General features: G+C 68.2%; 20 protein-coding genes and 1 pseudogene. 5 read left to right on the top strand and 16 right to left on the bottom strand.

Features of this window, described 5'->3' with window-relative positions; translation table 11 throughout:
* Positions 1 to 349 precede the first annotated feature (349 nt).
* Positions 350 to 799 carry a helix-turn-helix transcriptional regulator gene (locus tag A4R44_RS15130; RefSeq protein ID WP_067580443.1) on the top strand — a complete coding sequence of 150 codons (450 nt, stop codon included), beginning with the start codon at positions 350 to 352 and terminating at the stop codon, positions 797 to 799.
* An 833-nt stretch (positions 800 to 1,632) separates the two neighbouring features.
* Here the strand turns inward: A4R44_RS15130 and A4R44_RS15120 are convergent.
* Together A4R44_RS15120 and A4R44_RS15115 are read right to left on the bottom strand one after the other, a co-directional pair.
* Complete coding sequence (locus tag A4R44_RS15120) at positions 1,633 to 5,022, bottom strand: aminotransferase class I/II-fold pyridoxal phosphate-dependent enzyme (RefSeq protein WP_095213356.1); 3,390 nt, start codon at positions 5,020 to 5,022, stop codon at positions 1,633 to 1,635.
* A gap of 107 nt (positions 5,023 to 5,129) precedes the next feature.
* Complete coding sequence (locus tag A4R44_RS15115) at positions 5,130 to 6,071, bottom strand: NAD-dependent epimerase/dehydratase family protein (RefSeq protein ID WP_067580440.1); 942 nt, start codon at positions 6,069 to 6,071, stop codon at positions 5,130 to 5,132.
* A 342-nt stretch (positions 6,072 to 6,413) separates the two neighbouring features.
* Between A4R44_RS15115 and A4R44_RS15110 the strand changes: the two genes are divergently transcribed.
* Complete coding sequence (locus tag A4R44_RS15110; protein ID WP_232791608.1) at positions 6,414 to 7,466, top strand: MAB_1171c family putative transporter; 1,053 nt, start codon at positions 6,414 to 6,416, stop codon at positions 7,464 to 7,466.
* Here A4R44_RS15110 and A4R44_RS15105 read toward each other — a convergent pair.
* The 5 genes and pseudogenes from A4R44_RS15105 to A4R44_RS15085 form a co-directional block, all read right to left on the bottom strand.
* Complete coding sequence (locus tag A4R44_RS15105) at positions 7,448 to 8,080, bottom strand: DUF998 domain-containing protein (protein ID WP_067580437.1); 633 nt, start codon at positions 8,078 to 8,080, stop codon at positions 7,448 to 7,450. The two genes, A4R44_RS15110 and A4R44_RS15105, sit on opposite strands and share 19 nt — an antisense overlap.
* Positions 8,081 to 8,161: 81 nt before the next feature.
* The gene (gene trxA / locus A4R44_RS15100; RefSeq protein ID WP_067580436.1) at positions 8,162 to 8,470 is read right to left on the bottom strand and encodes a thioredoxin; all 309 of its coding nucleotides are present in this window, start codon (positions 8,468 to 8,470) and stop codon (positions 8,162 to 8,164) included.
* Positions 8,467 to 8,859: a MerR family transcriptional regulator gene (locus tag A4R44_RS15095; protein ID WP_067580434.1), complete on the bottom strand. Its 393-nt coding sequence runs from the start codon at positions 8,857 to 8,859 to the stop codon at positions 8,467 to 8,469. The genes trxA and A4R44_RS15095 overlap by 4 nt, the downstream gene beginning before the upstream one ends.
* A gap of 29 nt (positions 8,860 to 8,888) precedes the next feature.
* A pseudogene (locus A4R44_RS15090) lies at positions 8,889 to 10,098 on the bottom strand (FAD-dependent monooxygenase).
* A gap of 84 nt (positions 10,099 to 10,182) precedes the next feature.
* On the bottom strand, positions 10,183 to 10,638 hold the full coding sequence (locus A4R44_RS15085) for a MarR family winged helix-turn-helix transcriptional regulator (protein ID WP_067580432.1): 456 nt from the start codon (positions 10,636 to 10,638) through the stop codon (positions 10,183 to 10,185).
* A 55-nt stretch (positions 10,639 to 10,693) separates the two neighbouring features.
* Here A4R44_RS15085 and A4R44_RS15080 point away from each other — a divergent pair, with 55 nt between their 5' ends.
* Both A4R44_RS15080 and A4R44_RS15075 read left to right on the top strand, forming a co-directional pair.
* Positions 10,694 to 11,509, top strand: a complete 816-nt coding sequence (locus A4R44_RS15080) for a class I SAM-dependent methyltransferase (RefSeq protein WP_067580430.1) — start codon at positions 10,694 to 10,696, stop codon at positions 11,507 to 11,509.
* Positions 11,510 to 11,845: 336 nt separating this feature from the next.
* On the top strand, positions 11,846 to 13,042 hold the full coding sequence (locus A4R44_RS15075; RefSeq protein ID WP_232791607.1) for an alpha/beta hydrolase: 1,197 nt from the start codon (positions 11,846 to 11,848) through the stop codon (positions 13,040 to 13,042).
* A gap of 60 nt (positions 13,043 to 13,102) precedes the next feature.
* Here the strand turns inward: A4R44_RS15075 and A4R44_RS15070 are convergent, their stop codons facing one another.
* The 3 genes from A4R44_RS15070 to A4R44_RS15060 all read right to left on the bottom strand — a co-directional run bounded on the left by A4R44_RS15070 (position 13,103) and on the right by A4R44_RS15060 (position 15,618).
* Positions 13,103 to 13,510, bottom strand: coding sequence for a hypothetical protein (locus A4R44_RS15070; RefSeq protein ID WP_067580428.1), 408 nt, complete (start codon positions 13,508 to 13,510; stop codon positions 13,103 to 13,105).
* A 65-nt stretch (positions 13,511 to 13,575) separates the two neighbouring features.
* Positions 13,576 to 14,964, bottom strand: coding sequence for an aspartate aminotransferase family protein (locus A4R44_RS15065; protein WP_067580427.1), 1,389 nt, complete (start codon positions 14,962 to 14,964; stop codon positions 13,576 to 13,578).
* Between the two features lie 168 nt (positions 14,965 to 15,132).
* Positions 15,133 to 15,618, bottom strand: coding sequence for an Lrp/AsnC family transcriptional regulator (locus A4R44_RS15060; protein ID WP_067580425.1), 486 nt, complete (start codon positions 15,616 to 15,618; stop codon positions 15,133 to 15,135).
* Between the two features lie 185 nt (positions 15,619 to 15,803).
* On the opposite strand from A4R44_RS15060, the gene A4R44_RS15055 reads away from it, so the two are divergent.
* Positions 15,804 to 17,207, top strand: coding sequence for an APC family permease (locus tag A4R44_RS15055; protein ID WP_067580423.1), 1,404 nt, complete (start codon positions 15,804 to 15,806; stop codon positions 17,205 to 17,207).
* 97 nt (positions 17,208 to 17,304) lie between these two features.
* Here the strand turns inward: A4R44_RS15055 and A4R44_RS15050 are convergent, their stop codons facing one another.
* The 6 genes from A4R44_RS15050 to A4R44_RS15025 form a co-directional block, all read right to left on the bottom strand.
* The gene (locus tag A4R44_RS15050) at positions 17,305 to 17,580 is read right to left on the bottom strand and encodes a class I SAM-dependent methyltransferase (RefSeq protein ID WP_067580422.1); all 276 of its coding nucleotides are present in this window, start codon (positions 17,578 to 17,580) and stop codon (positions 17,305 to 17,307) included.
* A gap of 40 nt (positions 17,581 to 17,620) precedes the next feature.
* A complete protein-coding gene (locus tag A4R44_RS15045) occupies positions 17,621 to 17,881 on the bottom strand; it encodes a GNAT family N-acetyltransferase (RefSeq protein WP_067580420.1) in 261 nt (86 codons plus the stop codon).
* Positions 17,882 to 17,983: 102 nt separating this feature from the next.
* Positions 17,984 to 19,051, bottom strand: a complete 1,068-nt coding sequence (gene rho / locus A4R44_RS15040) for a transcription termination factor Rho (RefSeq protein WP_067580419.1) — start codon at positions 19,049 to 19,051, stop codon at positions 17,984 to 17,986.
* A gap of 309 nt (positions 19,052 to 19,360) precedes the next feature.
* On the bottom strand, positions 19,361 to 20,125 hold the full coding sequence (locus A4R44_RS15035) for a metalloregulator ArsR/SmtB family transcription factor (protein WP_095213354.1): 765 nt from the start codon (positions 20,123 to 20,125) through the stop codon (positions 19,361 to 19,363).
* A 107-nt stretch (positions 20,126 to 20,232) separates the two neighbouring features.
* Positions 20,233 to 21,687 (bottom strand): M81 family metallopeptidase, encoded by a 1,455-nt coding sequence (locus tag A4R44_RS15030; protein ID WP_067580417.1) that lies wholly within the window; start codon positions 21,685 to 21,687, stop codon positions 20,233 to 20,235.
* The gene (locus A4R44_RS15025) at positions 21,684 to 22,829 is read right to left on the bottom strand and encodes an ROK family protein (protein WP_067580415.1); all 1,146 of its coding nucleotides are present in this window, start codon (positions 22,827 to 22,829) and stop codon (positions 21,684 to 21,686) included. The genes A4R44_RS15030 and A4R44_RS15025 overlap by 4 nt, the downstream gene beginning before the upstream one ends.
* Positions 22,830 to 22,935 lie beyond the last annotated feature (106 nt).

Genomic DNA, 22,935 nt, shown 5'->3' with positions numbered 1-22,935 from the left:
ACGGGCTTGGTGCCCACCGAAGTTCCCTCGCAGCAAGTCCCCCGGGACTGGTACACGCGTTCTCGACAGCCCGGCCAGCAGCGTTGTGCGCCGGGTCCGGAGGCAGTTCGCTGACACGTCTGCTGCCTCCGGACCCGGCCTCGGCGGACCGAGCGGGGCGACACCCCCAGCGTCGCCCCGGGCCGGTACTACGCCTGCCGCCCTGCCCGGAATATGTGGCGAGTTAGCCACCAGCTATCTCGTTGAGGGACAGTCTTGTGGAGCCCTCCGGCGATTGTCAACTGTGAGCTAATCTGAGATAGTCGCCTTAGCTGAGAGCAATCAGCTGCAACTGGAGGGGCGTAGCAGCATGTCCGAAGACACCCAGCCGGCGGATGACCGGCCCACCCTGGCCTCCAGACTCGACGATCTGTTCCGCACAGTGCGCCCGCAGGGGAGGCACTGGACGAACGCCGAGGTGGCAGCCGAACTGAAGCGGGCCACGCCGGAGCTGAAGGTCGGCGCGGTATACCTCTCTCAGCTACGCACGGGCAAACGGACCAATCCGTCTCAGGAGCTGCTGGCCGCACTGGCGAAGTTCTTCGGGGTCTCGGTCGCCTATTTCTTCGACGACGAGGTCGCCGGGTCGGTACTGTCGGAGCTGGCGGCCGTGGAGGCGATGCGCCAGGCAGGCGTCCGCGCGGTCGCCATGCGCGCGGCGGGCATGCGCGAGGAGAACCTCCAGGCGATCACCACGATCATGGACCAGTACCGCAAAATGCAGGGGCTGCCCCCGGTCACGGACGAAGCGGCGCGGTGACCGGCACCCCGTCCGAAGCCCCGCAGCGGCGCGAGCAGCTGCGGCGGATGCGCGACGAAGGCGCCCAGCGGATCGCCGAACTCGATCTTCCGCCGAAGTACGACCTGGCCACCCTCTGCGCCCGCCTTGGCGAGATTCGCGAACGGCCGATCACCCTCGTGCCGCTGCCGATGCCCGCGTCGCACCCGTGCGGCATGTGGGTAGCCGCACGGGGCGAGGACCTGATCTTCTTCGACGCCAACACCACCGGGGCGCACCAGGAGCACATCATCTTGCACGAGCTGGGTCACATCATCTGCTGTCATCGCGGCTCGGGTCTCCTGGACGACGAGAGCGCCCGCTCGCTGTTCCCCAACCTGGACCCGGACATCGTCCGGGACATGCTGATGCGCGCCACCTACGACGACNTACGACGACGCACAGGAGCAGGAAGCGGAGATCATCGCCTTCCTGCTCTCGGAACGCATGGGCACGCCGGCGAAACCCATCGCCCAAACCCCCAAAGCAGGGGAGAAACCGATGGACCGAATCGAGCGCTCGCTCCTCTAGCCCCACCAAGTCCGTGAGGGCCACCCTCATTGGCTCTGATTCCCTCAGGGTTCCCCAATGTGGCACCGGGTGCATGCGACGCACCCAACCGCCGCCGATGCACCCACAGTCGAGGCACCCAGCCCCTCCTCCGCACCCCGATCCGAAGCCCCCTGCGGGCGGCGGGTGCTTGTCAAGGCATCTTTCCCGCCTTGACAAGCACCCGCCGCCCGTCAGCACACTCAACCTTCGGGGTGCCCCACACCAGCAACCGGGCCAATGTCGCCCCCAGGCGACGAGCCCCCCTACCTCAACCCGCCCAACTCAGCCCCCACCACCCCCACCGCATACTGCAACTGATCCTCCCGATGCTCACTGGTGATGAAGAACCGCAACCGAGCCAACTCCTCATCCACCGCCGGGTACAGAATCGGATCCACCACCACCCCCCGCTCGTACAACGTCGTCGCCAGTCTCAGCGCGACATCCGAACTCCCCACCACGCAAGGCACAATCGGCGTATCCCCAGCCGACCCCGTCGGCAACCCCGCCGAAGTAGCCAGTTCCAGGAACAACCGGGAGTTCTCCCGCAGCCGTACCAACCTCTCCGGCTCCTCCTGCACAATCTTCAACGCCGCAAGCGAAGCAGCGGCATTAGCCGGAGTAATCCCCACGCTGTAAACAAACCCAGGCAGCGAATACCGCAACCACCGCACCGTCCGGGCCGACCCGGCCAGATACCCCCCGCACCCGGCCAACGACTTCGACAGGGTGCCCATCCAAAGATCAACCCCGGACCGATCCACCGCGAAGTGGTCGCCGATCCCAGCTCCCCGAGGCCCCATCGTCCCGATACTGTGCGCTTCGTCAACCATCAGCAACGCCCCATAGCGCCGCTTGAGCTCAATCAACGCAGGCAGATCGGCAACATCACCGTCCATGCTGTACACGCCTTCGACCACGATCAGCACCCGCCGGAACCGGGACCGCGACCGGCGCAGCACGTCCTCCAGCCGTGCCGTGTCGTTGTGCGGAAACGGCTGCCGCGTAGCCCCGGACAGCGCACACCCTTGCAGAATGCTGTCGTGCGCCAGCGAATCGTGCACGATCAGGTCACCGGGCCCGACCAGATGGCCGATCGCGCCCACATTCGTCGCGTGCCCGCTCACCAGGACGAGACTGTCCTCGACCCCCAGGAACGCCGCGAGCTCCGTCTCCAGGTCACGCGACAGATCCCGGTCCCCAGCGAGCAATCGGCTGCCGGACACGGAAGTCCCGTACCGCTCGACGGCATCGTGCACCGCCGCGGTCACCGCCGGATGCCCAGCCAGCCCAAGATAGTTGTAGCTGGAAAAGGACAGGTACTCCCGCCCGGAGACCGACGTCGTGGCGTCCATCCGTCCCTGATGCTTGCGGAAGTACGGATTGGGCACGCCAAGATCGTCAAACTCCTTCAGCCGCGCCTCAATGGCCGCCGCCTCCGGAAACTCCTCGATCGCCGCACTGGCCGGATCCCACGACGGAGCCGGAGCAGGCTGGGCCGGAGCAGCCGGGACCAAAGCCGTTGCCGGAGCGAGCATCCCGGCCACCGCCCCGACTGTCAGCGCCGCTGACTGCTCGACCTCCACCGGCGACCCCGGGAACCGCTTCCGCAGCCGCCCCTCCAACTCGGTGAGCATCAACGAATCGAACCCGAGGTCGTCCACCAGCAACTGCCCGGCATACAACTCGCTGACCGGAAACGCCGTCGTCCGCGCGACTTCTTCGAGCACGACCGCCAACACGTCCCGCGCGGAAGTCGTCTCCTCCGCCTCCTCGACCGATGCCGCAGCAGCCCCGAGCGGCTCCAGCGTGTGTGCCTTGGCGAGCTTCGCGTCGTCGACCACCCAGTGCCGACGCGGGCTGAGCGGGCTCGGCGGCAGCGTGCAGCGCGGCAGGCCGTCCGCCACCGGGCGCAGCCCGGACCCGGTCACCGCGCGCGGAGCCAGCTCGGCTGGCAGACCGTCCTCGACCGGCTCCTCTCCCGGTGACACAACACCAGCGAAGACGCCAGGACCAAGCTCGCCGCCTTGGCCGGATTCGAGCGCGACCGACGCGGCGACGAGCTTGGAAACCGCGTCAGCGATGTCGTTCGCGGCCACCGCGAGCCGCTCCGGGAAGAGCGTTCGGCGGGCGAGTGTGCCCGCGACGGCGGCCAGCGGCGGGTTCTCGCTGCCGAGCGCCTCGGCCACTTCGCGGGCGTGCCTGGCCAGCCCGGCCCGGTCCCGTGCGGTGAGCAGCAGCAACCGCGGCGTCTCGGCTGGCGGCGTTTCCTGCGCCGTTTCCTCGACCACCACGTGCACGTTCGAGCCGCCGAAGCCGAACGCGCTCACCCCGGCCCGGCGCGGCCCGTCGCTGTTCCACGGCGTGACCTGGCCCGCTATCTGAAGCCCGGCGTCCCGCAGCGGCAGCTGCTCGGCCGGTTCGAAATCCGGCTGCGGCAGAATTTGTCCCTTGTGGACAGACAAAATGGACTTGATCAGCCCGGCGATTCCCGCGGTGCCAAGGGAATGCCCGACCACCGACTTCGCCGCGCCGAGATACGCCGGGTTCTCCGCGCCGCGACGCAGCTCGGTCAGCGCGCTGATCTCCACGTCGTCGCCGACCGCGGTCGCGGTGCCGTGCGCTTCCAGGAACCCGACCGACGCCGGGTCGACCCCCGCGTCCCGGTACGCCCGCCGCAACGCTCGCAGCTGACCGGACTCCTGCGGCATCATGCCGCCCTTGACCGTGCCGTCGTTGGACAGCCCGACGCCGCGGATCACCGCGTACACCCGGTCGCCCGCCGCCCGTGCGTCCGCGAGCGGGCGCAGCACCAGGACGCCGGCCCCCTCGCCGAGCACGAACCCGTCGGCCCGGCGGTCGAACGGCCGGCATTCGCCGGTGCGCGAGATCGCGCCGATCCGGCACAGGCCCACGAACAGGTCCGGAGACAGCACGAGCTGTGCGCCGCCGGCGACGGCGATCCGGCAGCGGCCCGCCCGCAGGGCGAACACCGCGTTCGCCACCGCGGTCAGCCCGCCGGAGCAGGCCGAATCGAGCGCGTAGCTCTCTCCGTGCAGGTCGAAGACGCTGCTGATCGAACTCGGCCCCATGTTGAGCAGCAGCCCGGCCATCGCGGTGGCGTGCAGGCCGCTGACCGCGGATGCCGCCTCGGCCATCGCCGGATCGCCCGCCCGGCCGAATTCGCCGCCGATCAGCTGTTTCAGCCGCAGGTGCAGTGTGCTCATGTCGCGGTAGCCGCTGTCGCTGAGCGACATGATCACCGATGTGTCGTCGCGGTCGAAGCCCTCGGCCTCCCATCCCGCGTCCTGCAGCGCTTCGCGGGTCAGGTCGACCAGCAGCCGGTGCTGCGGGTCGAGCGATTTGGCCCGCCGCGGCGGGATCTTGTAGTGCCCGGCGTCGAAGTCGCCGACGTCCTCCAGCAGCGCCATGCGGTCGGAGTAGACCGCTCCGCTGTCCCGGAAATCGTCGTTGTAGAACGCTTCGCGCCGCCACCGCGAATCCGGCACTCGCCGAAACTGCGGCTTGGGCTCGCTCAGCAGATCCCAGTACTCGTTGACGTTGCGCGCCCCCGGAAAACGGCATCCCATTCCGACAACGGCGATGTCCTGGCTATTTTCGGATTCTTCCCACTCAGATCTTGCAGACCCCATGGCATGACTTCCTCGTGCCGATCCCCACCCAGTCGACACCGAGATTGCCCGTTCTTACCCAGTTTTTCAAGGGCATTGGGCAAGGTGCGGAGGAATGCACAGGCAACTCAACTCACGGTAGCCAAGCGATCACGCCACCAGGCCACGGTACCGGCAAATTGATCTTTCTCTCCCGTCGGCGTAATATCGAAGAATTCCTGTGCCGCATGGGAATCGAGCACGTACGGACGGTCAAACTGGTAGCGGACCTCCCGCAGCTCGCGCAACATCGGCGAAACGAGTGCGCCCGCCTTCAGTAACATCGGGGAAAGGCGTTGCACCGGCACCGGGGCCACTCCGGCCGCCTCGCACAACAGCGCGACCATCACCCGAGCGGACCGCGGCGGACCAGTCGGCACATGCCACGTCCTGCCCCACGCCTTTTCTTCCCGCGCGGCCGCGACCAGCGTGCGCGCGACATCGGAAATGTAGGTCCAGCTGTGCGCGGCGTCCGGATCGCCGAGTACCTGGACCTTCCGCCCGTGCAGCACGTTCGGCACCACTCGGGCGGCAAGATGGCCGCCGTCGGTCACTCCGGGACCGAAGAAATCGGAGGCACGCACCTCGACCGCGCGGATGCGGCCCTCGTCGTGCAATGCGTGCAGTTGTTCGGACAGCAAAGCCCGGATCCGGCCCTTTGTCCCGGTGGCCGCGAGCGGCAGATTCTCAGTGAGCGGACCATCGACCGGGCCGTAGCCGTACAAATTCCCCAGCGACACCAGCAGCGCGCCGTTCGCTTCGGCCGCGGCGCACATCGAGGCCTGCAACGGCGGCCAATCGGTCGCCCACCGATGATATGGCGGGCTGGCGCAGCTGTAGATCGCTGTCGCCCCCTCGGTCGCTTCGGCGAGCGCGGCCTGGTCGGCGGCGTCGAGCGAGACGTGCTCCAGCCCCGGCTCGGGTTCCCGGGGCGAACGGCCGATCACCCGGACCCGCTCTCCTTGTTCAGCCAGCAGCGCGGCGGTGGCCGCCCCCGCCGGTCCGTGCCCGATCACCACCTGAAGACTCATGGCGACACCCTAGCGACGGGCGCATCCCGTCGCGGCCGTGCACGAGCCGGTCGCCCGCCGTTCACCGGAAGATCACCCCAGCGGTTCTCGAGCAGGCCGCCGACACCTGGCATCCACTCGGAATTCGCCCAGGCCAGAACCAGTTTTCCGGCCCTAGTTCCGGCACTTGCGGTGGTGTATGGTCGCCGATCGTGAACAATTCCGCCAAGGTTGCCGCGCACACCGTTCCGCCCGCCGGGCGCTGAGGCCGTTCCGGGGGCGCGAGTGAACACTCTGAAGATCATCTTATTCTCTCTGTCGGCGGTATCCTCGTACGCGGCCTTGCTGTACAAGCTTTTCTCGATGCGCCGCTCGTGGCGCGACCCGGCCTACATCGTGCTGATGACGACGCTGATCCTGCAGTGCGTCACCTTCACCCTCGGCGCCCTCTCGCTCAGCATCGGCTCGCTGTTCGGGATCCCCAATCTGGCGATCTTGATCTTGCACCTGGCCGCGGTCGCGTACTGCATCAGCGCGCAGCTCCTGCTGATGCTGTGGGCGAATCCCCTGGCGGAAATCCGCACGCGGATCCGGGCGTGGATCGTCTCCGGCGCGGTGCTGTTCGTCGTGCTGACCGTGCTGTTCTTCATCGGCAACAAACCGGGCACCCCGGGCACCGCCTTCGCGGTGGGCAGCGGCGACCCGGTGATCCTCACCTACCTGCTGCTGTTCATCGTTTCGCAGGCCGTGCCGTGCGTGACGATCTACCTGCAATGCCTGCCGTACGCGCGAAGCACGTCGCGGGTGTGGCTGCGCCGGACCCTGAAGACGCTCGCGGTCGGTGCGGTCGTGCTGTTCTGCTACTGCGCCACGCGCGCGGTGAACATCGTGAGCCCGGCACTCGGCTGGCACCTCGGCGCGTGGGCGATCGTGCCCTCTGTGTTCAGTGCGCTGGGCATCGTGATCGTGTCGTTCGGGCTGACCATGCCGTCGTGGGGCGAGCACGTCTCGTCGGTCGCGCGCTGGCAGCGCAATTACCGTTCCTACCGCGCGCTCTACCCGCTGTGGCATTCGCTGTACGAATCCTCGCCGGGCATCGCGCTGGAACCGCCTGCCGAGGGAGACACCGATCGGCGCTGGTCGGACCTGCACTACCGGCTGCATCGCCGGGTGATCGAGATCCGTGACGGCTGGCGCGCGCTGCGGCCGTACATGGACCGCGCCGACACCCCGGACGGCGACCAGGCGATGGCCGAGGCTCGCAAGATCCGCCAGGCGCTGGAGGCGAAGACCTCCGGGCTGACCCCGGCGGAAAGCCAGGACAACAGCGCGTTCGACGACCACGACGCGAAGACGTTCGAGGCCGAGGTCGCCTGGCTCACCCAGGTGTCGGCGGCTTACGGCAAGCTGGTCTGAGGCTGGTCGCCCAGCAGCGTCTCGCCTTTCGTCAGCCACGCGAAACCGAACGCGAACACCGCGAGCGACTCCAGCCAGAGCGTCGGATGCAGGTCCGCGGTGGCGGCGCTGAAGAACAGGCCGTTGACCACGATCAGCACCAGGCACGCGAGCATCACGATGCCGCACGTCCGGTAGACGGCATTGCGCGAACGTTTGCGCTTGGTCGGCGCCCCGTCGTCCTTGGTGAACAGGAAGAGGCAGAAGAACGCGAGGGTGAGGAAGAAGATCGCGGCGAACACCAGGTGCGCGACGCCGATCGCGTGTTCGGTCGGGGTCGGCGTTACCGGCTGGGCCGGGAACAGCGCGACGCCGATGCCGGCGATCGCCGCGACATTGGCCGCGATGTCGTCGACGCGTCCGTAACCGCGATAGGCGATCAGGAAGACGCCGATCGCGCACAACGTGCCGACGAAGACGTTCCGGAGATCGCTGTAGTAATAGCCGCTCAGCGAACCGAGCAAGCCACCGCCTTCGAGCAGTTCCTTGCCGATGATCACCACGATCGGCAGCAGGATCCCGAGCACCCCGATGGCGCGGCGAAGGAACAGGTAAGAGCGCACGAAAGCGGTCATGGCACGGCCTCCCCGAAAGTCGTGCACTCTTTGTACCTGCTTCGTCACCCGCCCACCGGGCAGACCGGGAAGGCCACCGGTTCAGCCCAGCAGACCGTCCAGTTCGGCGAGCAGTTTCGCCTTCGGCCGGGCGCCGACGAACGACGCGACCGGGGCTCCGTCGCGAAACAGCATCAGCGTCGGCAGCGCCATCACCTGGTAGGCGCGCATCGTTTCGGGGTTCTCGTCGGTGTTGAGTTCGCGCACGGTGAGGCCGGGCCGTTCCGCGGAGATCTCGGCGAGCACCGGGGCGAGCATCCGGCACGGCGGGCACCAGCCCGCGGTGAAGTCGACCAGGACGGGCTGGTCGTGGTCCAGGACGTCGGCGGCGAAGGTGGCGTCGGTGGTCATCGGGACTCCTCGGGTTCGGCAGTGCACGGGTCAACCGCGTGCCCGGTGGCGGCGGCGAGCTTGTCGAGCAGCGCGGAGCGGACCGCCGCGAGGTCGCGCATGCAGGCCTCGACCTCGTCCAGCTTCCGCCGGTACACCTCGACCGACGCCGGGCACGCGTCGCCCGCGTCGTGGCCGGTGCGGAGGCAGTCGACGAACGGGCGGGTGTCGTCGAGGCTGAACCCGACCGTGCGCAGGGTCTGGATTTCCTTGACGAGCCGCAGGTGGTCCTCGTCGTACTCGCGATAGCCGTTCGCCGCGCGCGCCGCCGGGAGCAGGCCCTGTGCCTCGTAGAAGCGCAGTGCCCGCGTGGTGGTCCCGGTCCGCTGGGCCAGTTCGCCGATCCGCATTTTTCCGACGCTAAACCTTGCCCTCAGCGTCAAGGCAAGGCCTGCACGCGAGGCTGCGGATATTCGCGGAACTTGACCGAGTTCGCCGCGCGGCTGCCCATGTACTCGAAGACGCGGCGGCCGAGCGGACCGGTCAGCGAGCGGTACATCCGGTTGCGCTTGCGCAGCTTCTCCTCGGTGGCCGGGACCAGGAAGCCGCCCGAACCGGCTCCGTTGCGCTGCCCGACGCGGGCGGGTTTGCGCAGCCGCTGCTCGTAGCGGGNCGTAGCGGGCGAACGCGGTCACGTGGTCGCCGCCGGCCGCGGCGAGTTCCCCGGCCAGGACCTGCGCCCCCATCATCGCGAGGCCGGTGCCGGATCCGCCCGGCCCGGCGCACCAGGCGGCGTCGCCCAGCAGCACGATCCGGCCGCGCGACCAGCTGTCGAGCTTGATCTGGCCGACGGTGTCGAAGTACAGGTCAGGCGCGTCGGCGACGGCGGTGAGCAGCTGCGGGAGTTCCCATCCGGCGTTGGCGAAGACCTCGGTGACAATGTCCTTCTGCCGGGCCAGGCCGGGACGGCCGTACCCGTCCGGGTCGCCGCGGAAGGTGAGGCCGACGGTGACTGTCTCCGGGTCTCGGTGGCTGGTGACGATCGCGCCGAGGCCGGGTTCGTTGTAGAGCAGGCCCGCGCGGTCGAGGCGGAGGTGGTTGGGCGCGGTGAACCCGGCGACGTGGTAACCGAGGTCGGTGCGGAATTTCGCCTCCGGACCGAAGGCTGCCGTGCGCACGCCGGAGTGGATCCCGTCCGCGCCGGCCACCAGGTCGAACCGCCGCAGGGCGCCGTGGCGGAAGGTGACGTCGACGCCGTCGGAGGTCTCGGCGAGCGAGGTGACACGGTCGCCGAAGACGTACTCGGTGTAGTCCTTGGTGTGGTCGTAGAGGACGCGGGCGAGGTCGCCGCGCAGGACCTCCAGCTCGCCGTTGGTGAACCCGCTCGGCAAGGTGAACGCGGGTTGTCCGGCCGGGTCGAGCTGCACCTGCTCGCGCAGCGCGGTCTCGTGCTCCCGCAGGTCGTCGAGCAGGCCCATCGCTTCGACGAGTTTCATCTGCTCGCCGCGGAAGTCGACGGCCTGCCCGCCCGGCCGCAGCCGCGGCGCGGCCTCGACGACGGTCACCGAATAGCCGTAACGGTGCAGCCAGTAGGCGGCGGACGGACCCGCGACGCTGGCACCGGACACGAGAACGGTCTTGCTGGTCATCTCTGCTCCCCTGGGTCGGTAGGCGATGCGGCAAGACTGCGGCGCACCGCTTACCGCGCCCGCACGGAGCGCTGACGATCTTGGTCAGTCCTGCGCCAGCCGGGTGAGCATCCGGGAGAAAACGCGGCCGAGCAGCTCCAGCTCGGGGCCGCTGACCTGGTCGAAGAAATACCGGCGCACGAGTTCGCCGTGCTGCTGCCTGGCCGCCGCGACCGCCGCGCGCCCGGCTTCGGTGAGCCGGACGTTCGCCCCGCGCGCGTCCTCGGTGCAGTTCTCCCGCGTGACCAGCCCGCGCTTGCACATCCGGCTCACGTGATGCGACAGCCGGCTGCGGTCCCATTCGACGGTCGCGCCGAGTTCGCGCATCCGCAGCACGCCGTCCGGTTCGTTCGCGAGCGGGACGAGGAGGGCGTAGTCGGCTCCGGAGATCCCGGCGTCGCGCTCCAGCTGCCGGTCGAGCGCGCTGCCGAGCGCCCGCTGCACGCGCTGGTAGGAACACCAGACCTCGGCCTCGCGCCGGTCGGTCGCCACGTCCGCCATCCGGTGATTCTACAAAGACAAGGCGGGATTTCGCGCCGGTGCGTAAGTTGGGAGAGTGACCAGGTCCGCGCAAGAAACCTTCTTTCGTGCCTTCCACGCAAGCCATCCGGCGGTGACGTCGCGCGCGTTCGGCGACGGCCGAAGCGCCGACGGACGGTCGAGTTACGAGCTTCTCCGGGACGAGATCACCGCTCCGGGACGTGTGCTCGATCTGGCCTGCGGCGACGGATTTCTGCTCGAACTCCTTTCCTCGGCGGGACATCAGGCGGTCGGGGTCGATGTGTCGAGCACGGATCTGGCTCTGGCCAAGAAGCGTTCGACGACAGTGGCGGAAGGCCGGGCACAGCGACTGCCGTTCGCGGACCACGCGTTCGATGCCTGCGTGTCGCACATGGCGTTCATGCTGATGACTGACATCGACGAGGTGTCCGCGGAGCTGGCCCGCGTGCTCCGGACGGGCGGGCAGCTCTCTCTCGTCCTCGGCGGCGGGGCGGCCGGAGACGGGGCTCGTGCCCTGTTCGGCAAGCTGCTGCGGGAAATCCTCGCCGACGTCCCGGCCGAACAGCGGTTGCCTCCGCTCGGCGACAAGCGCACCCGGACCCGGGCCGGGCTGGACGAAATTCTCGTTCCGGCCGGATTCGCTCCCGTTCAGTGGCGCGTCGAGACGATCGACGTCAGCGGTCCGCTCGATCAGGTCTGGGAGTTCGTGTCGACCTTCTACAACCTCTTCCCTCTCGGCGAACCCGCTTGCCAGGCGCTGAAAACCGCTTTTCTCTCCCAGGCTCCGGCACTGACCCGGCCCGACGGGCTGATTCCGCTTGTCTTCCCAGTACAGCTGGCCAGCACCCACACTGTCCACAAAGGACAATAAACCCGCACTAGTGGCACCCGGCACCTTCTGGCAAGATCGAAGGCTCTGACGTCTCCAGTTCACGCCGAAGGGGCAGGGCATTGGGTCTGGGCAGGAAACTGGCCGTCGCCGCCACCGCGGTCACCGCGGCGACGGCGTTGTTCACCGCGGCACCGGCGAACGCCGCTCCCGCGGCCATCGACTGGAAACCGTGTCCTACCGGGCAGGGAGCCGAATGCGGCAAGCTCACCGTGCCGCTCGACTGGGACCGTCCCGGCGACGGCACGATTCAGCTCGCGCTCGCGCGGCGCAAGGCCACCGATCCCGCGCACCGGATCGGCTCGGNNCGCGGGCGAGGTGCAGAGCGGCTGGACGCTGTCGCCGAAGGTCGCCGCGCGGTTCGACACGGTCGGGTTCGATCCGCGCGGGGTCGGGGAAAGCACCGCGATCAAGTGCGGGCTCGACGAGCTCACCGCGAAAAACCCGGTGCTGCCGAAGGATTCCGGCGAATTCCGGCAGCTGCTCGCGTACAACCGCGCGCTCGGGCGCAGCTGCGACCGGATCACCGGGCCGCTCGCCAGCCGTTCGGACACCCGCGGCGTCGTGCGCGACATGGACGCGATCCGTGCCGCGCTCGGCGACAAGAAGCTCACCTACTACGGCGTTTCCTACGGCACGCTGATGGGCCAGCAGTACGCCGAGGCGTACCCGGACCGGGTGCGCGCGCTCGTGCTGGACAGCAACATGGACCACTCGATCCGCAGCACCTGGGAGTTCCTGAAGACGGAAACCCAGGCCACGCAGGAGCTGTTCGAGCAGTTCACCGGCTGGTGCGACCGGACGCCGTCGTGCGCGCTGCACGACCAGGACGTCAGCGCGGTGGTGGCCGGCCTGTACGCCCGCGCCGAACGCGGCGAACTCGGCACCCCGGACGACCGGCTCGACCCGATGGCGTTCGTCGGCCTGATCTCGCAGAACTTCTACGGCCCCACCTGGGGCAAGCTCGCGAAGAGCCTGGTCGACCTGCGCGACGGGAAACCGGCCGAGGCGTCCTTCGGCAAGGACGACATCCCCATTCCGAACCCGTTCAACAGCATCTTCTGCTCCGACTGGCGGCTGCCGGTCACCAGCTATCCGCAACTCGACAGCTACCGGCGCGCGCTCGCCAGGGTGTCGCCTGACCTGCACTTCTCGCCGCTGGGCTGGAGCGCGGCGGCGGGCTGCGCCGGCTGGCCGAGCCCGGTGCGCAACCCGCAGCATCCGCTGTCGGTCCGGCCGGGCGTGCCGATGTTGATGCTGAACAGCCGTTACGACCCGGCCACGCCGTACGGCTGGGCGGTGCGCGCGTCGCAGCAGTCCGGTGCTCCGCTGCTCACCTACGAGGGCTGGGGCCACGGCGCGTACTTCAAGAAGAGCCAGTGCGTCACCGACGCCGCGGACGCCTTCCTGATCGACGGCACGAGCCCGGGTCGCGGCAAGCACTGCCCGGCGGTCGAGCCGAGTGTTCAGTCCAGGATGGACGGTGTGCGGCCACCGGCTACCCAGCTGTACTGAGCCACGAAAAAGCGGGGCCCTGATCGGATCAGTGCCCCGCTTTTTCGTGGCTGCGGCCGCTCAGTAGTCGTCACGCCCGGTGAACTGCTGTTCCAGCAGCTCGGCCGAACCGGCGACGAGTTCGAGCGGATCGGTGAACTCGTTGAGGTCGAGGTTCAGCAGCGGCAGCGAATGGCGCAGCACGAGGTGCTCGCCCATCACCACGAGCCCGCCGACCACCAGCGTCTGGCCTACCTCGCTCAGCACGGTGAGCAGATCGACCTCGTCCACGCGGGCGAACGGGGTCGCGATCTGCACCCAGTCCTCGCGCTGGTCGAAGATCTCCCTGGCGATCACCACGACCTGCGCCCGCCCGGTCGTCTCCGCGTCGTCGCCGAACAGGACCCGGATCCGGATCTCGCCCGGGTCGTCCCGGATCACCCGGTAGGTCTGCCTGATGTAGGCGACCAGGTCATTCCACTGCGCCACGCGCTTCCTCCCGTTGGTAGGCAACGAAGATCAGCGTAGCGGGACAACCAGTGCGGCAGCGGGCGTCAGAGCAACTTCCACGCTCCGGTGAGCGCCTCGCGCAGGATCTGCTCCATCTCGTCGAACTGCGGCTGGTCGCAGATCAGCGGCGGCGACAGCTGGACCACCGGCTCGGCGCGGTCGTCGGCGCGGCAGTAGAGACCGCCTTCGAACAGTGCGTTCGAGAGATAACCGCGCAAAATGCGTTCCGATTCCCCGGCGGTGAAGGTCTCCTTGGTCGCTTTGTCCTTGACGAGTTCGATGCCGTAGAAGAAACCGGTGCCGCGCACGTCGCCGACGATCGGCAGATCGGTCAGCCGGTCGAGGGTCGCCCGGAAGGCGGTTTCCTTGTCCAGTACATGGCCGTAAAGGTTCTCGCGCTCGATGAGGTCGAGGTTGGCCAGCGCGACCGCGCACGAAACCGGGTGCCCGCCGTAGGTCGAGCCGTGCATGAAGGTCGCCTCGCCGCCGGCGAACGGCTCCATCAGCCGGTCGCTCGCGAGCACCGCGCCGAGCGGCGCGTAGCCCGAGGTCAGCCCCTTGGCGGTGGTGATGATGTCCGGCTGGTAGCCGTACCGCTTGGCCGCGAAGTCGTAGCCGACCCGGCCGAAGGCGCAAATCACCTCGTCGGACACCAGCAGCACGTCGTGTTTGTCGCAAATCTCGCGAACCCGCTCGAAATAACCCGGCGGCGGGACAAAGCAGCCACCGGTGTTTTGCACGGGTTCGAGGAATACCGCGGCGACAGTGTCCGCGCCCTCGAATTCGATCGCTTGCTCGATTTGGTCAGCAGCCCACCGGCCGTAAGCCTGGTAATCGTCGGCATGTTCGGGTGCCCGATAGAAGTTCGTGTTCGGCACGCGCAGCGTACTCGGCACGAGCGGCTCGAAATCTGCCTTCGCCCCAGGAATTCCGGTGATCGAAAGTGCGCCCTGCGACGTGCCGTGATACGCCAGCGCGCGGCTGATCACCTTGTGTTTGGCGGGTTTTCCGGTCAGCTTGAAATACTGCTTCGCGAGCTTCCACGCCGTTTCCACGGATTCGCCGCCGCTCACGGTGAAGAAAACGCGGTTGAGGTCGCCCGGCGACGCGGCGGCAAGGCGTTCGGCCAGTTCGAGCGCGGGTGGATGCGCGTGGCCCCAAAGCGGGAAGTACGCGAGCTGCTTCGTTTGGCGCGCAGCGGCTTCGGCCAGTTCCTCGCGACCGTGGCCGACCTGCACCGCGAACAGCCCCGCGAGGCCGTCGAGGTAGCGCTTGCCGGTGTCGTCCCAGATGTAGGCACCCTCGCCGCGCACGATCACCGGGATGTCGGCGGTGTCGGCGCGGCTGTGGCGCGTGAAGTGCAGCCAGAGGTTGTCGCGTGCGGCAGTGCCCGAGCCGGTGGTGATCCCGGCGGGTTCGGCGGTCGTGGTCATGGCTCCTCGAAACGGGCCTCGAAGCTGCCGGCGCGCACCGTGGCGCACCGGCCGGACCTCTCGGTTATCGCACGAGCCGACGCCGGTTGGCAAGCGGATCAGTCGTTGATACCACCCACAACGACTAATTTAGGCTGTCTCATCCGGACAGACCTTCGGATTTCGTCGTCACCGGCGGTGCGTGCCCCACTCGTACGACTGCTTCCGCAGCTTGAGGTACACGAGCGTCTCCGCGGTGCGCACTCCGGGCAGCGTCCGGATGCGGTTGGAGATCACGTCGAGCAGTGCCTCGTCGTCGGCGCAGAGCACCTCGCACAGCACGTCGAAGCGGCCGGCGCAGAGCACGACGTAGTCGATCTCGTCCATTTCGGCCAGTGCGTCGGCGACCGGATCGAGCGGGCCGTCGACGGTGATCGCGACCATCGCCTGGCGGAAAAGCCCGACCTGCAAGGGATCCGACACCGCGACGATCTGGATGACGCCCGAATCGGACAGTCGCTGCACCCGCTGGCGGACCGCCGCCTCGGACAATCCGACCGCCTTGCCGATCGTGGCGTACGGCCGCCGTCCGTCCTCTTGCAACTGGGCGATGATCTGCTTCGAAATGTCGTCGACCACCGGCGGCGCCGGCCGGTTCGGGTCCTGGCTCTGCATCCCGGGATCATCGCGGGTCGACCCTGTCGCAGGCAACCGTGGGCGTGGCAAACGGTCGCCCTGAGTGTCCAGATGGACCGTCTGCCGGGGTTCCGAGCAACGGATTTCGTCGTCTTTCCGGCGTTGACAACGGCAAACCCGTCCTGTTCCCTCCGTCGAATTCCAGCGCCGACGGAGGGAGCCCCATGCCGCCTCATCCAGTCCCCGTCCAGACCGACCCTGCCGCCGGTTCGCCCGCGCCCCGCTCGCTGACCAGATCGATCGGGGTCGGCGGCGGCACCCTGCTGACGCTGAGCTGTGTGACTCCCGCGTCGTCGTTGTTCGTTCTCGTCCCGCCGCTGTTCGGTTCGCTCGGCACCGGTACCGCGCTGGCCATCGGGCTCGCCGTGCTGCTGTGCGTGGGGATCGCGTTCTGCTATTCCGAGCTCGGCACGCTGGTGCCGAGCTCGGGCGGCGAGTACGCCATGGTGTCCACCGTGGTCAGCCGGTTCGCCGGGTGGATCACGTTCATGCTGTCGTTCATCGTGATCCTGGTGGTGCCGCCGATCATCGCGCTCGGAGTCGCCGGCTACCTGGCGGTGCTCGGGCACGTCGATCCGTCCGTGGCGGGTGCGCTGGTGATGCTGGCGGCCACCGGGATGGGCCTGGTGAACCTGCGGTCGAATGCGTGGCTGACCGGGATCTTCCTGGTGATCGAGATCCTCGCGATCGTCGTGGTGTCCGTGCTCGGGTTCGCCCACACCGACCGCCCGGCCGCGGTGCTCGGGCGACCCAGCATGGACGGCGTGCATCCGATCGCGCTGGTCTCGGTAATCGCCGGGCTGGCGGTCGCGTTGTTCGTGGTGCAGGGGTTCTCGACCGCGGTGTACCTGGCGGAGGAGATGCGCGAGCCNGCGGTGTCCCGGGGGGAGGAGATGCGGGAGCCGCACAAGACGGTCTCGCGGACTGTGTTCTGGACGCTCGGTATCAGCGCGGTCGTGATCCTGGTGCCGGTCGTCGCGATCACGCTCGGCGTGCCGGACCTCGCGATCCTGCAGAACCTCGACCTGACCGCGCTCGTGGTGAGCTGGAGCAGTTCGGCCTTCGGCACCATCGTGAGCCTGTGCATCGCGGCGGCGATCGTGAACGCGGTGATCGTGATGGTGATCCAGAACTCGCGCGTGCTGTACGCGTCGGGACGGGATCGCGCTTGGCCGGAGCCGGTGAATCGCGCGTTGAGCGTGGTGAGTCCGCGGTTTGGCGCGCCCTGGGTGGCGACGCTCGTAGTCGGCGTCTCGGAAGCGGTGCTGTGCTTTGTGCCGGTGGAAACGCTGAGCGGTGTGACCGGGGTGGCCGTGGTCGCGCTGTACCTGGCGATTTCGGTGAGCGTGCTGTGGGCGCGGCGGCCAGCACACCGGCGTCCGCAGGTATGGCGGATGCCGGGATGGCCGGTGGTGCCCGTTGCGGCGGTGCTGGCGCTCGGCTACGTGCTGGTGTCGCAGAGCCTGCTGGACCTGGCGATTACCACCGGGGTGCTGGTGGTTTCGGCCGGGTACTGGTGGGGCTACCTGCGGCGGCGGCCGGATCGGTGGCTGGTGACGATTCCCTGACCCGTACCCGGGTGAGGACGGACAGCTCGGTCGGGCGCAGTGCCGCCGCGATCCCCTCTGGCGCGCAGGAGGGCGGCCATCGATAAGTTCCGGGGGCTTACCCGCTGATCGCGTGGCGAGTTTGGCTGATCGTTTCCTCGGTGCGGTCCATCGTGACGCCGAGCCAGCTGACCAGCGCCGGGCGGTCGGGGTCGAATCCGCCTTGGCCGAGGTGGCCGGTCAGCGACTGCTCTTGCTCGAAGTCGGCTAGCAGTCTTTGCTTGCAGCGCCGGGTGGCGGGTTTGTCCACTTCGAACACGCGGGCGTGGCTGGCTCCGCGGTAGGCGTAGAAATCGAGTTCTGCGCCGAGAATCACGTATTGCTCGACGCCCATTTCCGTGTAGCTCAGCGGTTCCGCTTCGGCAACGGAGGGATCAACTGGCGAGGGCGATTGTGTAGAGAGCGAACGGTTCTCCTCGGTGCGGGACATCGTGGCGGTAGGTGAAGCCGAGCCGCTCCATCACCGCACGGGAACGGACGTTGTGCACCTCGGTGAAGGCGACGACTTCCGCCGCGCCGAGTTCTCGTGCGTGGACCAGCGAGGCCGATTTCGGTGGCGAGGAGTTCTCCGGATTCCCGGTGCCGGGCCAGCCATTTGCCGACACGGTCGAGCTTCCGCGTCGGCGCGGGTCCATTCGCCGTACCAGCGGGCGATGCCGGGGTCCAGATGCAGCCGGTACAACTCGTCGGCGAGGTCCGGACCGATCGGGGTGAGGCGCAGGCGTTCGGTTTCCAACTCAGGCGGCCGCAGCGGTCGGAACTGCCAGCGAGGCGTTCACCCGGGCGATGAATTCCGCATTGGACTTCGTCGTGCGGACCTGTTCCAGAAACTGTTCCGCGGCCCGCTTCGGATCCTGCGTGGACAGCGCGCGGCGGACCTCGTTCAGCACGGCGAGTTCCTGTGGCGGGACGATCAGCTCGTCGCGGCGGGTGCCGGAGCCGAAGAAATCTACCGCGGGGAAAACGCGGTGGTCGGCGAGCACTCGGTCCAGGCGGAGTTCCGAGTTGCCGGTGCTTTTCAGTTCCTCGAAGAATACCGTGTCCGCCAGCGAACCCGTGCCGACCAGTGCGGTGGCGATGATGGTGAGCGAGCCGCCTTCCTCGATGTTCCTTGCCGCGCCTAGGATTTTCTTCATCGGGTGCAGTGCGCTGGCGTCGACACCGCCGGACAGGATCCGGCCCGAGGTGCGGGCCGCCAGGTTGTACGCGCGGCCGAGGCGGGTCAGGGAATCCAGCAGCAGTACGACGTCGCGGCCGGTTTCGACCAGGCGTTTCGCGCGTTCCAGCGCCAGTTCGGCGACGGCGGTGTGCTCGGCTGGTTTGCGGTCGAAAGTGGACGCTACGACCTCGCCGTGCACCGAGCGGGTCATGTCCGTGACTTCTTCGGGGCGTTCGTCGGCGAGTAGTACCATGAGGTGCGCCTCGGGATGGTTGACCGCCACCGCTTGCGCGATCGCTTGCAGCACAGTGGTTTTGCCGGTGCGCGGCGGCGCGACGATCAACGCGCGCTGGCCTTTGCCCAGCGGCGCGACCAGATCCAGGACGCGCGTGGTGAGCTGGTGCCTGCTGGTTTCGAGGACCAGTCGCTGGTTGGGGTGAATGGGGGTGAGTTTGTCGAAATCGGGACGCCGTTGCCCGGGCGGGCGGCCGTTGACCGAGACGAGTTCGCCGTTGTCGAGGACGAGTTCGTCGCCGCGGCGCAGGCCGTGGGCGCGGACCAGGGATAACGGAACGGGCGGGCCGCCGGGGGTGTAGCCCAGTGTGGCGTTCTTGCCGTGGATATCGAGAATTCCTTGCTGTGTCATGGTTTGTGGCTCCTTGAGCAGTGACAGTCGACGCGAAAAACACGGACCGCCGGATGAGACGAAGCGGGTCAGGCGACGGGCTTCGGGAAAGACGCCGATCCTCGTCGCGTTGACTCACGCTGGCCGAGAGGGCGGAACCCCTGGGCGGCGGGGCCGACTTCCTGGGGTATGCGGCGAGAGTAGCGCATCGGTTCCGGCCGCACAAGCGAGAGGGGCCTGGTGAGTGGTTACGCCGGTGAGAACCGGCATCGCCACTCACCAGGCCCCAACGCACCCGGTCGCTGATCTATTCCCGGCGGCCCGCGCCGGTCACGGCATCTCCCACGGAGCCCGCGGCAGCACGTGCCCGGTCTCCAGCAACGACTTGAGATTCGACAGCACAGCCGCCCAGCCGCCGGACACGTCCTGGTGCGCCTTCTCGTCGGGCAGGTCCTCGTGCGTCACCGTCAGCCGGACGATGCCCTCGTGCGCTTCGATGTCGAACGTCGCGCGGGACGGCTCCTGATCCTTCGGACCGTTCGGGTCGAACCAGGTGGTGACCAGGCGTTTCGGCGGGACCGCCTCGATCACCTCGCCCTCGACGTCGGCGATCCCGGACCCGTCGGTCCGCACGTGCGCCCAGCGCGAACCCTTGTTCCAGTCGGATTCGTTGCGGTGGCCCCAGTACTGCCCGGTCAGCTCGGGGTCGGTGAGCGCGTGCCACACCTGCTCCGGCGTGGCATGGATGTAGGTCACATACACGAAACTCGGCTTCATGGCTTCCTCTGCTCGACGTTTGACGGCACTGAGCATCCGCAGCCGCGGCTGCTCGAACCGGTTCACCCACCGCTCCCGCATCTCGTGCAGCGGCACCGGATTGAGGTAGTGCAGCTTTTCCCGGCCGCGGCGCACGCTGCTCACCAGGTTCGCCGCCTCCAGCACGGCGAGGTGCTGGGTCGCGGACTGCCGAGTCATCTCCAGCCGGCGGCACAGTTCGCCCAGCGTTTGCCCGTTGTCCTCGCGCAACTGGTCGAGCAGGTACCGGCGAGTCGGATCCGCCAGCGCCTTGAACACTTTGTCCAGGTCAGGTGGCACACTTACAGTAAGGCAGGCAAATGCCTGCCTGTCAAGGCGGCCGGGATAAAAACAGGTCAGCGCCGAGGCGAGTTGGTGACCGCCTCGGCGCTGACTACTGAGAGTGCTTAGAAGACCTCCGGGGTGAGCGAAGGAGCCGCCATGTCGGCGTCGAACGGGAACATCGGGCGGACGATGCCGGAGTGGCCGAGCCGGAGCAGGTCCTGGTCGACGCCGCCGGGGGTGAGGGCCAGCAGCCAGTCCGCGGCCATGTCGTACAGCTCCGGTTCGAGGTAGCCGATCTTCACGATCACCACGTCCGCCTCGCGCGGGTGCAGGCCGAGCGCGCGGAAGTCGGATTCGAGGTGATACGGCTTGCGGCGTGCGGTCACGATCACCCGCAGGCCGCCGGCGGCGAGCGCCACCGCGGTTCCGGCCACCGGGTCGTCGGCGTCGATCGCGGCGACCTGTGCGGTGAGTGCGACCGGGCCGTGCGGGCCGGAATCGACTTTCCCGCCCAGTTCAACCGAAATCTTCGCGCCGACGCCAGCCGCGACCGCCGTTGCGACGGCTTCCGGGTCCACAATGGCCGCGTACAAAGTGGTCAGCGAAGAATCCACAATGGCCGGAGTGTTCAGCAGGACGTCGAGACTCCACGATGTGTCCCCAGCACCGCCAGCGGTCGGGTTGTCGCCGGAATCGCTGATGAAGAACGGTCGCGACGGAGAAGCGAACGCCTGCTCAAGGCATTCCGGGAGGGTGCCGGTCGGGGCAACGAAAGCGAAGTCGTGGCGAGCGTCCCAATAGGACTGGGCCAGCCGCTCGGCTTCCTTGGTGATCAGCGAAACGTCGTCACCCATCACTACCACCGCGGCCTGGCAGCGCGGTTCGTCCGCCCAGGCGTAACCGACCCACATCGCCGCGTCCAGAACTCCGTCCAGCGCTTCGACGGAATCCACTGCCGCGTAAACGCTCTTCGCCGGTTCGAGCCGGGTGCTGGTCTTCTCCCCCGGCAACAGGACCGGAACCTGCACCCAAGCCTTCTTCGGCCGACCGCCGGACCGCAACCGCGACACCAGATTCCGCGCGGCCCGCTCACGGGTCTCCCACGCGTCCTCGTGCGGGGCCATCCGATAGCAGGTGATCAGGTCCAGCGCGGTGACCAGTTCCCGGGAAACGTTGCCGTGCAAGTCCATCGATGCCGACACCAGGACCTCCGGACCGACGATCGAACGGATCTCCTGCGCGAGCGAAGCCTCCACATCGGACCGTCCGACGACACTCATCGCGCCGTGGATGTCGAAGAACAGCCCGTCCAGCTCGCCCGCCGAACGCAACCGGTCCAGGATTTCCCCGGACAGCTCCGCGTACGCCTCTTCGGTGACCGCGCCGCCGGGGAGCGATCGCGCGTCGACCAGCGGAACCCATTCCACCTCGGCGGCCCAGTCCGCGTCGAGAAAGTCGTAGCGGCCAAGCAGCTCGTCCCCGCGCAGCACCCGGAAGTCGTCCACTGTGGACCGATGCGGCGAGAAGGTACTCGATTCGATGGCGATTCCGGTGATCCCGACCCGCAGCTTCTTCATCGTCCACTCCGTTTGATCGCTTGCTCGAACACCGCGTCCAGCGCGAGCGCGCCCGCGCCGTAAAGTCCCGCGTCCGCACCGAAGCGCACCCGGTCGATCCGCAGTTCCCTGGTAGCCAAGGGAAGACACCGTTCGTACAGCGCACCGCGCACGGCCGCGACGAACGCCTCCGAACCGGACAGTGCGCCGCCGAGCAGCACCTCGTCCGGGTTGCTGAAGTTGACCACCGTGGCCAGCACCTCGCCGAGCCGCAGCCCGGCGCGCCGGACGGCCGTGGTCGCTTCGGGGTGTCCGTCTTCCGCAGTGGCCATCACCTGTGCGGTCGTCTCCAGCTTCAGCCCCTGCGCCCGCAGCTGTCCGACCAGCGCCGCGCCGCTGGCCACCACTTCCAGGCAGCCACGGTTCCCGCAGGTGCACGGCTGATCCTCGGCGGCAGGCACGCGCACGTGGCTGATATCGCCCGCGACTCCGGCCCGGCCGCGATAAAGCTCGCCGCCCAGCACGATTCCGGACCCGATGCCGGTACCGGCCTTCACCACCAGCAACGTCCGGCCGGGCGGGCCGGCCACGGATTCGCCCAACGCCAGCATGTTCGCGTCGTTGTCCACGACGACCGGCAGCTCGAAGTGCTCCGCCAGCGCTTCCCGCACCGCGAAACCGCGCCAGCCGGGCATCCGCGACGGCAGCGTGATGGTGCCCGCGTTGACGTCCACCGGGCCCGGGAAAGCGACGCCGAGACCGAGCGCGCGGCCGGGACAATCCGCGCCTGCCATCACATCGCGCACCGCCGCCGCGAGCCCGGCGACCAGTTCGCGAGGCTCCTGGCTGATGTCCAGCGGCCGCTCGTGCGCTTCCAGCAGGTTGCCCGCGATGTCGAGCGCGCCGATCCGCGCGTGCCGGGAGCCGACGTCGGCGGCCCAGACGTGGCCGAACTCCGCGTTGACCGACAGCAGCTTCGGCCGCCGCCCGCCCGCGGACCGGCCCTCGCCGGACTCGCTCAGCACCCCGGCGGACATCAGCGCCTGCGTGCGCACCGACACCGTCGACTGCGGCAGCCCGAGTGCTCGCGCCAGGTCCATGCGCGACGTCGCGTGGCCGTGCGCGACCAGCCACAACAGCCGCAGCGGTCCGGCCGGATCCACCGCGTCACCTCTTTCATCAAAGCTGATGTAACTAAACTGTTCGAAAGGACTCTTGGCAATTCCCGTCTCGCGTGCAAGATTACCCGACAGCCGGGACGCGGCATAG

Origin of the sequence: Amycolatopsis sp. M39, from assembly GCF_001651785.1 — a bacterium.
In the GTDB taxonomy this organism is placed as follows: domain Bacteria; phylum Actinomycetota; class Actinomycetes; order Mycobacteriales; family Pseudonocardiaceae; genus Amycolatopsis; species Amycolatopsis rubida.
Note: the sequence above shows the minus strand (reverse complement) of the source record. Positions and strands in the feature narration are given on the sequence as shown.